The sequence below is a fragment of the Candidatus Accumulibacter contiguus genome, from assembly GCF_036625285.1.
GTDB classification, from domain to species: Bacteria; Pseudomonadota; Gammaproteobacteria; order Burkholderiales; family Rhodocyclaceae; genus Accumulibacter; species Accumulibacter contiguus.
In genome coordinates this window covers 1,966,344-1,979,779 of sequence record NZ_JAZKUC010000001.1, presented here as the reverse complement: position 1 = coordinate 1,979,779, position 13,436 = coordinate 1,966,344, and the positions used below count along the sequence as shown (strand labels likewise).

The window sequence follows — 13,436 nt, the reverse complement described above, 5'->3', positions numbered from 1 at the left end:
GCGTGCGATGTGACCGCAGGTCACGGCTTTACTGGGCTATCGGTAACTCTTTGAAGCTTCTACGAGCCGTACCAAGTGCATCCTCTCGATTGAGATGAATGGTCTCAGTCGAGGCAGCTGTAGCGCGCATGAAGCGAATGTGGAATTCGGAGTGGCAACAAGAGTAGCTGTATGGCGATCCGGTTTACGGACCTGTTAGGTATTTGATTCATCGGTCCCACTCTCATTCGTTGCCTTGTGGGAGATCAGTTGAAGAACATCCTTCGTAAGGTAAATCGTGCTTCGTGCTTCATCCTGGCTTGGAAGCACGATATTTCCGTGGATTGCCATATTCCGATGTACAGCGATCACTTCCATGCGTTCTTTGATACCGGCCGGGAAGCGGTACCCTTCCTTCCGTAACTTGTTAATCATGGCGTTGAGTCCGGGAGGGTTCTGCTCTTCTGATGGATGCTTGCCGAATTGCTTTGCGTACAAGGACGCAAGGACTGTCTCAATCGTGCGGCCGCACATGCCAATGGCTGCCATGGAGCAATTCCGTTCAAAACACCTCAAAGCTTCCTCGTACGCGAAATTGACAAGCCGCGTGACGTCCTCGGGAAGCAGGCCACTCGGGAATTCATGCGCCATCTTGGCTCGTGTTTCGTCTCGCGAGCCGAGATGGTCCAGCCGGCAATCCTGCCCTGGGATTGAACGATCCAGACGAAAGGTTATGACGTAATCAGGAAAGGGAAAGTCAACCGTTCCGCATGGAACTGCTAGCAGTTGCGTATTCATCAACTGCATCGCTCCCGGAGAGAGGCTTACGAAGAGATGGGTTTTGTTTGTCATGATCGCACCTCAGAATCGAGTTCAAACATGGGGGTCCAGTAATGAGATAGTTCAGCGTCCGAACTTCACCTGTTTAAGGGTTTGGCTGCGACTTTCGCTTCCGCCAATAGCCGGGGGATCGGCTATGGTGGGCGACAGCCAGTACACGAATTTCTTCTGTGGCGATCATATAGACGATGGCGTAGGGGAAGTGCCTCATATTCAATCGCCGCTTCCCGTAGAGCCACAGTGCTCCAAGCAGCGGACGCTGCATCAGCAGTTGAACCGCGCGCTCAAACTCGGCAAGAAGTGATTGCGAAAGAGCAGGTCCGGCTCGCTCCCTGTAATATTCAGCCGCTTCCCGAAGGTCCGATTCCGCCTCAGGGTGCAGCGAATACTTCATTGAAATTCGGCCCGCAAGCGGGAGAGAGTTTCAGCGCCGGGGAGCAGCGGCACCGTTCCACGCTCTATCTCTCCCTGGCGTCTTTCAACTTCTTCCGCCCAAGCGTTTTCAACATCTGGTTCAACGTCAAGACTGGCGATGAGCTTCTCCACCAGGCGAGCTCGTTGGACAGCAGGCAGGCCAAGCACTTCGGCCTCAAGTTCTTCAACGGTGGCGGACATGTCTTTCTCCCGATAGAGTCGTCATATGGTCGCAGGGTGCCATAAGATAACGCGCGCAGGCAACTTGCCAATGCCGGAGGGTGGTTCACTCGCCTTCGTCGAGCGCCATCAGCCCGGCGTTGCCGCCGGCGGCGGTGGTATCGACACTGAGCGTGCGCTCGCTGGCAAAGCGATAGAGATAATGCGGGCCGCCGGCCTTCGGACCGGTGCCCGAGAGTCCCTCACCGCCGAAGGGCTGCACGCCGACGACGGCGCCGATGATGTTGCGGTTCACATAGGTGTTGCCGACGTGCAGGCGGTCGGTGATGCGCTTGATGGTTTCGTCGATGCGGCTGTGGATGCCCAGCGTCAGGCCGTAGCCGGTATTGGCGATGGCCACGCAGACCTGGTCGAGGTCTTCGGCACGCCAGCGCACGACATGCAGGATCGGCCCGAAGACTTCCCGTTCGAGGCGGGCGATACTGTCGATCTCGTAGGCACGCGGTGCGAAGAAGGTGCCGTGCCGGGTGGCTTCCTCGTCGAGTGGGCAGGTGAAAATCGGCGTCGCAAAGCTGTCGAGCCAGCGTGCGTGTGCCACCAGGAGCGCACGCGCCGCTTCGTCGATCACCGGGCCGACATCGGTGGCGATGTCGGCCGGGTTGCCGATGCACAATTCCTGCATGGCGCCGGCGAGCAATTCGCAGACGCGGTCGGCGATGTCGGCCTGGATATACAGGACGCGCAGCGCCGAGCAGCGCTGCCCGGCCGAGTTGAAAGCCGAGGCGACGACGTCGCGGACGATCTGTTCAGGCAATGCCGACGAATCGGCGATCAGCGTGTTCTGGCCGCCGGTTTCGGCGATCAGCGGCACCAGCGGGCCGTCCTTGCCGGCCAGCGTCTGGGCGATCAGGCGCGCGACCTCGGTCGATCCGGTAAAAGCGACGCCGGCGCATGCGCGGTCGGCGACCAGCGCGGCGCCGATGCGTCCGTCACCGGGCAGGAAGTTGAGCGCGCCAGCCGGGATGCCGGCGATATGCAGCAGTTCGACGGCCAGTGCGGCGACCAGCGGTGTCTGCTCGGCCGGTTTGGCGACGACGGTGTTGCCGGCGGCCAGCGCCGCGGCGATCTGGCCGACGAAAATCGCCAGCGGGAAATTCCACGGGCTGATGCAGACGAAGACGCCGCGGCCGTGCAAGGAGAGGCTGTTCTGCTCGCCCGTCGGGCCGGGCAGCGGGATCGGCCCGGAAAACTTCTCGCGGGCCTGTGCCGCGTAGTAGCGGCAGAAATCGATCGCTTCACGCACTTCCGAGACGGCGTCGGCCTGCGTGCGGCCGCCTTCGCGAACGATCAGGGCGACCAGTTCCGGCAGGCGTCCCTGCAGCAGATCGGCGGCGCGGTCGAGGAGTGACGCGCGCGCGCTGGCGGGCGTGCCTTCCCAGGCCGGAAAAGCCGCCTGCGCGGCAGCAAAGGCTTCACCGACGTCGGCGACGCTGGCCTCGATCACGCGCCCGACGCCGTCGCGCTGGTCGGCCGGCGAATGCACGACCTTGCTGTCGCCGCTGCGCTGCCGGCCATCGATCAGCGGCGCGGCGGTGTAGCTGACGCGCAGGCTCTGTTCGATGCTGCTGCGCAGGTCTTCGAGAGTGGCTTTGTCGTTCATGTCCAGTCCTTCACTATTGATGCGTTCAGCGCCGAAGAGGTCGCGCGGCAAGGGAATGCGTGTCTGGCGCTTGACGGCCAGGGCGGCGGTCCTTTCAACGGGGTCATTGAGCAGCGCGTCGATCGGCAGGCTGGCGTCGGCGATGCGGTTCACAAAAGACGAGTTGGCGCCGTTCTCGAGCAGGCGGCGCACCAGGTACGCCAGCAGGTCTTCGTGGCTGCCGACCGGGGCATAGACGCGACAGGCGCGTCCCAGCTGGTCCCCGCCGACGATCTGGTCGTAGAGTTCTTCGCCCATGCCGTGCAGGCGCTGGTATTCCCATTCGTCGCTGCCGCCGGCACTGATCGCAATCTCGGCGACGGCCGCCAGGGTGTGTGCGTTGTGCGTGGCGAAGGCCGGGTAGAAGGCCTCCGGGTGGGCGAACAGGCGTCGGGCACAGGCCAGATACGAGAGGTCGCTCGACGCCTTGCGGGTGAATACCGGGTAATCGCGCAAGCCACGCTCCTGCGCGAGCTTGATCTCGGCGTCCCAGTAAGCACCCTTGCACAGGCGAACCATCAGACGTCGGTCGGCGCGGTGGGCCAGGTCGGTGAGCCAGTCGATGAGCGGCAGCGCACGCTTCTGGTAGGCCTGGACGGCCAGCCCGAGGCCATTCCAGCCGGCCAGTTCGGCGTCGGTGGCGAGTGCTTCGATCAGGTCGAGCGACATTTCCAGACGATCGACTTCTTCGGCGTCGATCGTGAAGCCGATGTTGCGCGCCTTGGCACGGAGCGCGAGTTCCTTGACGACCGGCCACAATTCGTGGCGAACGCGACCCTCGTTGGCGACTTCGTAACGCGGATGCAGCGCCGAGAGCTTGATCGAGATCGACGGCGCTTCGTATGCCGGGCGGCCGGCGGCGGCGTCGCCAATCGCCCGGATCGCCGCGCGGTAGGACTCGAAGTAACGCAGCGCGTCGGCGCTGCTGCGCGCCGATTCTCCGAGCATGTCGTAGGAGTGGCGGTAGCCGGCTTTTTCGGCGTTGCGGGCGCGCTCCAGCGCTTCATGAATGTTGCGGCCCATCACGAACTGCTTGCCGAGAATGCGCATGGCGGTAATCACCGCCTGCCGGATCACCGGTTCGCCGGTGCGCGCGACGAGGCGCTTGAGGGTGCCGCGCAGATTGCGGTCCTCGTTGTCGAGATTGACGATGCGGCCAGTGAGCATCAGCGCCCAGGTGCCGGCATTGACGAAAGTACTGTGCGAGGTGCCGAGCCGCTTCTCCCACTCGGTACTGCCGATCTTGTCGCGAATCAGACGATCGACGGTCGCCGCATCGGGGATGCGCAGCAGCGCTTCGGCGAGGCACATCAGCACCACGCCTTCGCGCGACGAGAGGTCGTAGGTGGTCAGGAAGGCATCGATGCCTCCGCTTTTGAGGCGACTGTCGCGCACCGTCTGCACCAGTGGCGTTGCCCGTTCACGAATGCCCTGCTGTTCGGAAGGGGTGAAGCGCGCCAGAGGGATCAGTTGCTCGATGACCTGGGCTTCGTCGATACGGTGATATTCGCGCAGACGCTGGCGGAGTAGGTGGGTAGTGGCGCGCATGCTGTCTTCCGGTCGGTTTGGCGTCGACACCAGGTGTCGCGCGGGGTTGTCGAAACGTCCGCCGACGGGGGCGGACGCTTGCCGGTGGCCTGCCGGTGCTGCAGGATTACTTCTTCACGTAGTCGTACTTGCCATCCTTCCACTGGTAGACGACAAAGGCCGGCGCCGAACTGTTTCCCTTGGCGTCGAACGACAGCTTGCCAATGACGGTGTCGAAGCTGCCGCTGCGCAGCGTTTTCTCGATGTCGGCATACTTGGTGCTCTTGGCCCTGGTCGCGGCCTGGTCGAAGAGCTGGAAAGCGGCGTAGGCGTAGAGGACGTAGCCTTCCGGTTCGATCTTGGCGTCGTGGAACTTCTTGACCACGGCGGCGGCGCTCGGGTTCTTGCGCGCGTCCGGACCGAAGGTAAACAGGACGTTGTTGGCCTCGGGGCCGGCGGCGGTCGCGAGTTCGGTGTTGGACATGGTGTCACCGCCCATCACCGTCAGTTTCAGGCCGGCCTGTTGCGCCTGCCGCAGAATCAGCGCCACTTCGGTGTGATAACCGCCGTAGGAGATGACTTCGACGCCGGCGGATTTGAGCTTGCTGACCAGCCCGGAATAGTCCTTTTCACCGGCGGTGATCGATTCGCGCAGGGCCGGCTTGACGCCCTTGGCTTCCATCGCCTTGGCGACTTCGTCGGCGAGGCCCTTGCCGTAGGCACTCTTGTCGTCAACCACGGCGATCTTCTTGCCCTTGAACTTCTCGGCGAGGTAGGCCCCGGCCACCTGGCCCTGCTGGTCGTCCCGACCCGCAATGGCGAAAATGTTCTTGAGGCCGCGGTCGGTGACCTTGGGGTTGGTCGACACGGTGACCACCGGGATGTTGGCCTCGACGTACACTTCGGACGCCGGGATCGTCGATGACGAGCACCAGTGGCCATGCATGAAGATGATCTTCTTGTTCACCATCTGGTTGGCGACGGCGACGGCCTGTTTCGGATCACAGGCGTCGTCGCCGATTTCCAGCTTCAGTTTCTCACCGACGACGCCGCCCTTGGCGTTGATGTCGGTGATCGCCATCTCGGCGCCCTTCCGGATCTGGTCACCCGCCGAGGCGTACTGACCGGTCATCGGTCCGGCGATGGCCACCAGGTGATCGGCGTAGACATTGCTGACCGCGAGGGAGAGCAGGCTGCAGCCGGCCGCCAGGATCTGTTTGTTCATTTGTTTCCTCCTTTGCTACGTTGGTCTGTAAGGTAACTGACAAGTGACGCACCCGCATCGAGCACATGCGCCCGAGTGAGTTCTGCCGCCGCGTCGGGATCCCGGCGGACGAATGCGTCGAGGATTTCGGCGTGTTCGCGCAGGGTATTGGGCATTCCGGTGGTCATCGACAAGAGCGCGCGCACGTAACGCTCGACCTTGTTGTACAGCGAACGGATTTCGGCGACCAGGATCGGTCTTCCGGCGGCCGTGTAGAGCGTCGAATGAAACAGCCAGTTCAGCTCGCCCCAGCGAGCGGCGTCGCCGGCCTGGTCGAATTCGTCGAGATGCCGGCGTGCCTGTTCGATCGCCTGGTCGCTGATCAGCGGCGCCGAGAGGCGCGCCGCGCGTGCTTCGAGCATCGCCCGGATTTCCATGTACTCGTCGATCTCGGCCGACGACAGCGAGGCCACCACGGCGCCGCGGTTGCGCAGGAAGGTCACCAGGCCTTTGGCTTCGAGGTGCTTGAGTGCTTCGCGAACGGGGATCTTGCTGACGTGGAAATGCATCGCGATCTCGTCCTGGCGAAGCAACTCTCCAGCCGGCAGCAAGCCGTCGACAATCGCCTTCTTGAGCGTCTGCGCGACGTGATCCGACGCGCTGAGGCGTGGCATTTTCTGGGCAGCGACAAGTTCCAGGAGCGATGGCATGCGCGAGCGTGAAAACTCCGAAGATCGTATACGATATAACCTTGAGGCAGCGACCATACAGACAGATTTGGTGCATGGCAAGCTGCAGTGCAGCAATCCGTCACGGCCCTTGCAGAAGGCGGACCACGCTACTCGCCGAATTCTCTCCTCACCAGGGCGAGGAGCGGCCTGTTCCTGTAGAATCGTCCCATGAATACTCTCAGCTGCCCCTCGCGCAGCAGCGCACCCCGGAATCTCTTTTCGTACCGCAAATACTGGGCCAGCCGCTTCGGCACCGCACCCTATCTACCGATGTCGCGTGCCGAAATGGACCTCCTCGGCTGGGATTCCTGCGACATCATCCTCGTCACCGGCGACGCCTACATCGATCACCCGAGTTTCGGCATGGCGCTGATCGGGCGTCTGCTCGAGGCGCAGGGTTTTCGTGTCGGCATCATCAGTCAACCCGACTGGTTGTCGGCAAAGGCTTTCCGGGCGCTCGGCAAGCCGAATCTGTTCTTCGGCGTCACCGCCGGCAACATGGATTCGATGGTCAATCGCTACACCGCCGATCGCAAGCCACGCTCCGACGACGCTTATACCCCGAACGGTGAAGCGAACAAGCGGCCCGATCATGCCGTCGTCGTCTATGCGCAGCGCTGTCGCGAAGCCTTTCCCGGCAGCAACGTAGTGATCGGCTCGATCGAAGCCAGCCTGCGCCGCATTGCCCATTATGATTACTGGTCGGACAAGGTGCGTCGCTCGGTGCTGCCGGATTCGAAAGCCGATCTGCTGATTTTCGGCAGCGCCGAGCGGGCGATCGTCGAACTCGCGCACCGTCTCGCGGCCGGCGAGCCCATCGCCACGATCCGCGATTTGCGTGGCACTGCGTTCATGGTCCCGCGCGGCTGGCTGCCCGCCGCCGGCTGGGCCGAGATCGATGCGAGCGAGGTCGATACACCGGGCCTGCTGGTTCGCCACGCCGACCCGTACGCAATGACCCCGGAGGCTGGCAAGGAAGCCGCCTGTGCGTCCCGGCCGGCTTTGTCGGAGAGTCGCTCTGGAGCAGCCCGGACGCAGGTGATCCAGATGCAGTTCCAGTCGCACCTGCGCATGCCGAAGCTCGATCGGACGCGCACAGCGATTCGCCTGCCGTCTTACGAAGAGGTCGCCGCCGACCCGGTGCTCTACGCACATGCCTCGCGCACCTTCCATGTCGAATCGAACCCCGGCAATGCGCGCGCGCTGATCCAGGCGCATGGCGAGCGCGATGTCTGGCTCAACCCGCCGCCGATTCCGCTGTCGACAGCGGAAATGGACGGCGTCTTCGCCTCGCCATTCCAGCGCCGGCCGCATCCCTGCTATGGCGATGCGAAGATTCCGGCCTTCGAGATGATCCGCTTTTCGATCAACATCATGCGCGGCTGCTTCGGCGGCTGCACCTTCTGCTCGATCACCGAACACGAGGGCCGCATCATCCAGAGCCGCTCCGAGCAATCGATCCTGCATGAGATCGAGGAAATTCGCGACAAGACGCCGGGTTTCACCGGCATCATCTCCGACCTCGGCGGGCCGACCGCCAACATGTACCGCCTGGCGTGCAAGGACCCGAAGATCGAATCGGCGTGCCGCCGCCTGTCGTGCGTCTACCCCGGCATCTGCGAGAACCTCGACACCGACCACACGCCGCTGCTGCAGCTCTACCGCAAGGCGCGGGCGCTGCCGGGGGTGAAGAAGGTGCTGATCAGCTCCGGCCTGCGCTACGACCTTGCGCTGCGCGACCCGCAGTATGTGAAGGAACTGGTCAGCCACCATGTCGGCGGCTACCTCAAGATTGCCCCCGAGCACACCGAAGACGGGCCGCTGGCGCACATGATGAAGCCCGGAATGAGTTCCTACGAGCAGTTCAGAATCCTGTTCGAGAAGTTTTCGAAGGAGGCCGGCAAGGAGCAATATCTGATCCCGTATTTCATCGCCGCGCATCCGGGCACCACCGACCAGGACATGCTCAACCTGGCATTGTGGTTGAAGCGTAACCATTTCCGCCTCGATCAGGTACAGACCTTCCTGCCGACGCCGTTGGCGATTGCCACCGCCATGTATCACAGCCGCAAGAACCCGCTGAAGAAGGTCGGCCGCGATTCCGATCTCGTCGAAACCGTCCGTGGTGCCCGACAGCGCCGCCTGCACAAGGCTTTCCTGCGCTATCACGACCCCGAAAACTGGCCACTGCTGCGCGAAGCCTTGAAGCAGATGGGACGCGCCGACCTGATCGGCAACGGCAGGAAGCAACTGATTCCGTTTTTTCAACCGGCGGGGACCGGGTTGCGGGGCGCACCGCCCGAACGCGTACAGACCGCTGGGCGTGCGGCCGTACCGGCAAGAGTCGTTGCGGCAAATGCAGCACGCACGAAGTGCTGATTGCTACGCTCGCGAAGCTGAACTGTTGATCATTGATGGCCGGTTGCCGTGATCGTCCGGCTCGCTCGCGACTGCCAAGTCCTGTACATGAGGATGCTTTTGCCGTAGAATCCAAGACTTGTTTTCCGGCGAGTCAGGCTTTGTGAAGTCTGCCGGGGCGTACAGGTCTGGGGTTCGAGTGCGTGTCTCGTTATCCGGCGGCGCAAGCCGCCGTTTCAGTTTAACAGCCTCCGCAATGAGTGGTCCATGTCGCACCTGATGAATACCTATTCCCGCTTGCCGGTCGCCTTCAGCCATGGCCAAGGCAGCTGGCTGACTGATGACGACGGCAAGGTCTACCTCGATGCCCTGTCTGGGATTGCCGTCAACACTCTGGGGCACAATCATCCGGCGCTGGTTGCGGCGATCGCTGCGCAGGCCGGGCGTTTGCTGCACTCGTCGAATCTCTACCGTATTCCGCAGCAGGAGCAACTCGCCGACAAGCTGGCTGCGCTGTCGGGGATGGACGAGATATTTTTCTGCAATTCGGGTTGTGAAGCCAACGAGGCGGCGATCAAGCTGGCGCGCCTGTATGGTCATCAGCAGGGCGTTGCCGATCCGGCGACGATCGTCATGGAGCGGGCTTTCCACGGCCGCACCATGGCAACCCTTTCGGCGACCGGCAACCGCAAGGCGCAGGCGGGTTTTGAGCCGCTGGTGTCGGGCTTCGTGCGGGTTCCCTACAACGATCTCGAAGCGATTCGGGCAATTGCCCGGTACAACAAGAACATCGTCGCGGTGATGCTGGAAATCGTCCAGGGTGAGGGCGGCATCAACTCCGCCGACATCGATTTTCAGCGAGGTTTGCGGGCGCTCTGCGACGATCGGCAATGGCTGTTGATCTGCGACGAGGTGCAGTGCGGCATGGGTCGTACCGGGCACTGGTTCGCGTTTCAGCACGCGGGCATTACTCCGGATGTGGTGACCCTGGCCAAGGGCCTCGGCGGCGGTGTGCCGATCGGTGCCTGTCTGGTCGCCGGGCGGGCGAGTGGTCTGTTCCAGCAGGGTAATCACGGTTCGACCTTCGGCGGCAATCAGTTGGCGACCACCGCCGCCTTGACGACCATCGAAGTCATCGAGCGAGAGGGGCTGATCGACCGTGCGCTTGCCGTCGGCACGGCCATCCGCGAAGATCTGGCGCAGGCGCTGGCCGGCTGCAAAGGTTTGGTGACGATCCGCGGCCAGGGGCTGATGATCGGTATCGAGCTTGATCGCCCCTGCGGCGAACTGGTGGTGCGTGGCCTGGACGCCGGCCTGTTGATCAACGTCACTGCCGACAAGGTGGTGCGTCTGTTGCCACCACTGAACTTCAGTATCGATGAAGCGCGTGAGCTGGTATCGCGTCTGGCAAGACTGATTCGCGATTTCCTCGAAACTCCCTAGAGACTTCCATGCACAGCGTAAAACACTTTCTTCAGTTCAAGGACTTCACGCGTGCGGAGTTTGATCATCTCATGGAGCGCGCGCGCTGGATCAAGGCCGAGTTCAAGGCTTATCGCAAGTACTGGCCGCTCAGCGATCGCACCCTGGTGATGATTTTCGAGAAGGCCAGCACCCGCACCCGCCTGTCGTTCGAAGCCGGCATGCAGCAACTCGGCGGCTCGGCAATCTACCTCAATAGCCGCGACTCGCAGTTGCAGCGCGGCGAGTCGATCGAAGACGCGGCGCAGGTGATCTCGCGCATGAGCGACGTAGTGATGATCAGAACCTTCGAGCAGGCGATCATCCAGCGCTTTGCCGACCACTCGCGGGTACCGGTGATCAATGGCCTGACCAACGAGTATCATCCTTGTCAGATTCTGGCCGACATTTTCACCTTCGTCGAGCATCGTGGTCCGATTCAGGGGAAAACCATCGCCTGGATCGGCGATTCGAACAATGTCTGCAATACCTGGCTGCAGGCCGCCGAGGTGCTCGATTTCAAGGTGCAGGTGTCTACTCCGCCGGGCTACGAAGTGGCTGCCGACCGGGCTGGCCTGCATGGCAACGATCACTTCGAACAGTTCGCCGATCCGATGGACGCCGCGCGCCTGGCCGATCTGGTGACCACCGATGTATGGACCTCGATGGGTTTCGAGGCCGAGAACGAAGCGCGTCGGCGTGCCTTCGCCGCCTGGCAGGTCGATACCGAGATGATGCGCGTCGCGCGTCCCGAGGCGCTGTTCATGCACTGTCTGCCGGTACATCGCGGTGAGGAGGTCGCGGCGGCAGTCATCGATGGGCCACGCAGCGTCGTCTGGGACGAGGCCGAGAACCGCATGCATACGCAGAAGGCGTTGCTGGAGTATCTGGTGCTGGGCGGCGCTTCGCAAACCAATTCAAGCAGGGAGCAGTGATGAGCGACATCAGGAAAGCCGTTCTCGCCTATTCGGGCGGACTCGACACTTCAGTGATCCTGAAGTGGTTGCAGGATACCTATCGCTGCGAGGTGGTGACTTTCACTGCCGACCTCGGTCAGGGCGAGGAACTGGAAGCGGCGCGTCCGAAAGCGCTGAAGTTCGGCATCGCACCGGAAAATATCTACATCGAGGACCTGCGCGAGGAGTTCGTTCGTGACTACGTCTTTCCGATGTTCCGCGCCAACACCGTGTACGAGGGCGAGTATCTGCTCGGCACCTCGATCGCACGACCGTTGATCGCCAAACGGATGATCGAAATTGCCAACCTGACCGGCGCCGAAGCGGTGGCGCACGGGGCGACCGGCAAGGGCAACGACCAGGTCCGCTTCGAACTGGGCGCCTACGCGCTGCGCCCGGACATCCGGATCATCGCGCCGTGGCGCGAGTGGGATCTGCTGTCACGCGAGAAACTGCTGGCCTATGCCGAGCGCCATGACATACCGGTCGAAATGAAGCACCGGCAGGGCGGTTCGCCGTATTCGATGGACGCCAACCTGCTGCACATCAGCTACGAAGGCCGCCATCTCGAAGATCCGGCAGCCGAAGCCGAGGAATCGATGTGGCGCTGGACGGTGTCGCCAGAAGCGGCGCCCGACGCAGCCGAGTATCTCGATCTCGAATTCGAGAAGGGCGACCTGGTGGCGATCAACGGCCGGCGCATGCCGGCGGATGCGCTGCTGGCGCTACTCAACCAGCTCGGTGGCAAGCACGGCATCGGCCGCATCGACCTGGTCGAGAACCGTTACGTCGGCATGAAGTCGCGCGGCTGCTACGAAACTCCCGGTGGCACGATTCTGCTGCCGGCACACCGGGCGATCGAATCGATCACCCTCGACCGCGAAGTCGCACATCTCAAGGATGACCTGATGCCGCGCTACGCCAGCCTGATCTACAACGGCTACTGGTGGAGTCCGGAGCGGCTGGCGCTGCAGACGCTGATCGATCATACGCAGCAGTCGGTGAATGGCTGGGTGCGGGTCAAGCTCTACAAGGGCAATGTCATCGTCGTCGGTCGCGATTCGAAGACCGATTCGCTGTTTGATTCGACGATCGCCACCTTCGAGGACGACGCCGGTGCCTACGACCAGAAGGATGCGGGTGGTTTCATCAAGTTGAACGCATTGCGCATGCGCATTGCCGCCAATCTGGCGAGTCGCAAGAGATGATCAGGAGATAAACCGTCATGTTCGGGCTGACGGAAGAGCAGATTTCGGATTTTGGCATGACCTTCGGGGTCGGGGCATTCATGCTCTTCATGCTCTTCATCATTGGCGAGATTGCCTGGAAAGCCAAGGCCGGCAGGACCGGAACGATCGTGTTGTTTTTCGTGCTGTCCTTCGGTATGGTCGGCTTCATTGCCAAAACGATCCTGGAAAAACTCTGGAAAATGTGAATGGACAGATTGACCGCGGCCTTGCCTTTCACCATGTTTGCCACTGCGGAACCTGGATGCGCCGCGGCTCGCGCCTGTTGCTACCGATCTTCCCGACAAACTCTCCACTGGATGCCCAATGCCTTCATTCGATTTTTCTTCAGAAGCCGACATGGCTGCACTGCACAATGCGATAGACGTGACCAAGCGGGCGATCGACAATCGTTACGACTTCAAGGGGACCAGTGCCCAGGTGGAGTTGAACGAGAAAGACAGGCTCATCACCCTCTACGGCGATTCCGATTTCCAGCTCGGCCAGATCAAGGACCTGCTCTTTCCGGCGATGGAGAAGAAGGAGAAGGAAAGTACCAAGCGCCTCGAAGATCAGCCGGTGCAGCGCGTCTCCGGCAACAAGGTCAAGCAGGAACTGAAGATCAGGATCGGCATCGAGTCGGAACTGGCGAAAAAGATCGTCAAGTTGATCAAGGATTCCAGAATCAAGGTGCAGGCCTCGATCCAGGGCGACGCAGTGCGTGTCAGCGGCGCCAAGCGTGATGAGCTGCAAGCCTGCATCGCCATGGTCACCAAGGCGATCAGCGATTTTCCGATCAAGTACGGCAATTTTCGCGACTGATCTTGAAAACATGTTTGACCAGTTCGCCTCACCTCCTGA

Annotated in this window: 12 protein-coding genes; 6 read left to right on the top strand and 6 right to left on the bottom strand. The window is 61.9% G+C overall.

What is annotated here, in order from left to right:
- Nucleotides 1–195: 195 nt before the first annotated feature.
- From V5B59_RS09675 to V5B59_RS09650, 6 genes are all read right to left on the bottom strand, one after another.
- Nucleotides 196–831 (bottom strand): DUF4145 domain-containing protein, encoded by a 636-nt coding sequence (locus tag V5B59_RS09675; protein WP_169070542.1) that lies wholly within the window; start codon nt 829–831, stop codon nt 196–198.
- A gap of 73 nt (nt 832–904) precedes the next feature.
- Nucleotides 905–1,213, bottom strand: coding sequence for a type II toxin-antitoxin system RelE/ParE family toxin (locus V5B59_RS09670; protein ID WP_169070543.1), 309 nt, complete (start codon nt 1,211–1,213; stop codon nt 905–907).
- Nucleotides 1,210–1,434, bottom strand: a complete 225-nt coding sequence (locus tag V5B59_RS09665; RefSeq protein ID WP_169070544.1) for an addiction module protein — start codon at nt 1,432–1,434, stop codon at nt 1,210–1,212. Before V5B59_RS09665 ends, V5B59_RS09670 begins: the two co-directional genes overlap by 4 nt.
- A gap of 85 nt (nt 1,435–1,519) precedes the next feature.
- Nucleotides 1,520–4,660 (bottom strand): bifunctional proline dehydrogenase/L-glutamate gamma-semialdehyde dehydrogenase PutA, encoded by a 3,141-nt coding sequence (putA, locus tag V5B59_RS09660; RefSeq protein ID WP_169070545.1) that lies wholly within the window; start codon nt 4,658–4,660, stop codon nt 1,520–1,522.
- Between the two features lie 106 nt (nt 4,661–4,766).
- On the bottom strand, nt 4,767–5,864 hold the full coding sequence (locus tag V5B59_RS09655) for a branched-chain amino acid ABC transporter substrate-binding protein (protein ID WP_034917188.1): 1,098 nt from the start codon (nt 5,862–5,864) through the stop codon (nt 4,767–4,769).
- Nucleotides 5,861–6,553, bottom strand: coding sequence for a GntR family transcriptional regulator (locus tag V5B59_RS09650; RefSeq protein ID WP_169070546.1), 693 nt, complete (start codon nt 6,551–6,553; stop codon nt 5,861–5,863). The genes V5B59_RS09655 and V5B59_RS09650 overlap by 4 nt, the downstream gene beginning before the upstream one ends.
- A gap of 189 nt (nt 6,554–6,742) precedes the next feature.
- Between V5B59_RS09650 and V5B59_RS09645 the strand changes: the two genes are divergently transcribed.
- From V5B59_RS09645 to V5B59_RS09620, 6 genes are all read left to right on the top strand, one after another.
- Nucleotides 6,743–8,953 (top strand): YgiQ family radical SAM protein, encoded by a 2,211-nt coding sequence (locus V5B59_RS09645; RefSeq protein WP_169070547.1) that lies wholly within the window; start codon nt 6,743–6,745, stop codon nt 8,951–8,953.
- A gap of 246 nt (nt 8,954–9,199) precedes the next feature.
- The gene (locus tag V5B59_RS09640) at nt 9,200–10,375 is read left to right on the top strand and encodes an aspartate aminotransferase family protein (protein ID WP_169070548.1); all 1,176 of its coding nucleotides are present in this window, start codon (nt 9,200–9,202) and stop codon (nt 10,373–10,375) included.
- Nucleotides 10,376–10,383: 8 nt separating this feature from the next.
- On the top strand, nt 10,384–11,328 hold the full coding sequence (gene argF, locus V5B59_RS09635; protein ID WP_034909798.1) for an ornithine carbamoyltransferase: 945 nt from the start codon (nt 10,384–10,386) through the stop codon (nt 11,326–11,328).
- Nucleotides 11,328–12,557 carry an argininosuccinate synthase gene (locus V5B59_RS09630; protein ID WP_169070549.1) on the top strand — a complete coding sequence of 410 codons (1,230 nt, stop codon included), beginning with the start codon at nt 11,328–11,330 and terminating at the stop codon, nt 12,555–12,557. Before argF ends, V5B59_RS09630 begins: the two co-directional genes overlap by 1 nt.
- Nucleotides 12,558–12,574: 17 nt before the next feature.
- On the top strand, nt 12,575–12,784 hold the full coding sequence (locus V5B59_RS09625) for a DUF2788 domain-containing protein (RefSeq protein WP_034915382.1): 210 nt from the start codon (nt 12,575–12,577) through the stop codon (nt 12,782–12,784).
- A 118-nt stretch (nt 12,785–12,902) separates the two neighbouring features.
- Nucleotides 12,903–13,397: a YajQ family cyclic di-GMP-binding protein gene (locus V5B59_RS09620; RefSeq protein ID WP_034915380.1), complete on the top strand. Its 495-nt coding sequence runs from the start codon at nt 12,903–12,905 to the stop codon at nt 13,395–13,397.
- Nucleotides 13,398–13,436 lie beyond the last annotated feature (39 nt).

Excerpts from the sequence above, each read along its gene's own strand:
- V5B59_RS09675 (WP_169070542.1), bottom strand. The coding sequence starts at position 831 with ATGACAAACAAAACCCATCTCTTCGTAAGCCTCTCTCCGGGAGCGATG.
- V5B59_RS09670 (WP_169070543.1), bottom strand. The coding sequence starts at position 1,213 with ATGAAGTATTCGCTGCACCCTGAGGCGGAATCGGACCTTCGGGAAGCG.
- V5B59_RS09665 (WP_169070544.1), bottom strand. The coding sequence starts at position 1,434 with ATGTCCGCCACCGTTGAAGAACTTGAGGCCGAAGTGCTTGGCCTGCCT.
- putA (WP_169070545.1), bottom strand. The coding sequence starts at position 4,660 with ATGCGCGCCACTACCCACCTACTCCGCCAGCGTCTGCGCGAATATCAC.
- V5B59_RS09655 (WP_034917188.1), bottom strand. The coding sequence starts at position 5,864 with ATGAACAAACAGATCCTGGCGGCCGGCTGCAGCCTGCTCTCCCTCGCG.
- V5B59_RS09650 (WP_169070546.1), bottom strand. The coding sequence starts at position 6,553 with ATGCCATCGCTCCTGGAACTTGTCGCTGCCCAGAAAATGCCACGCCTC.
- V5B59_RS09645 (WP_169070547.1), top strand. The coding sequence starts at position 6,743 with ATGAATACTCTCAGCTGCCCCTCGCGCAGCAGCGCACCCCGGAATCTC.
- V5B59_RS09640 (WP_169070548.1), top strand. The coding sequence starts at position 9,200 with ATGTCGCACCTGATGAATACCTATTCCCGCTTGCCGGTCGCCTTCAGC.
- argF (WP_034909798.1), top strand. The coding sequence starts at position 10,384 with ATGCACAGCGTAAAACACTTTCTTCAGTTCAAGGACTTCACGCGTGCG.
- V5B59_RS09630 (WP_169070549.1), top strand. The coding sequence starts at position 11,328 with ATGAGCGACATCAGGAAAGCCGTTCTCGCCTATTCGGGCGGACTCGAC.
- V5B59_RS09625 (WP_034915382.1), top strand. The coding sequence starts at position 12,575 with ATGTTCGGGCTGACGGAAGAGCAGATTTCGGATTTTGGCATGACCTTC.
- V5B59_RS09620 (WP_034915380.1), top strand. The coding sequence starts at position 12,903 with ATGCCTTCATTCGATTTTTCTTCAGAAGCCGACATGGCTGCACTGCAC.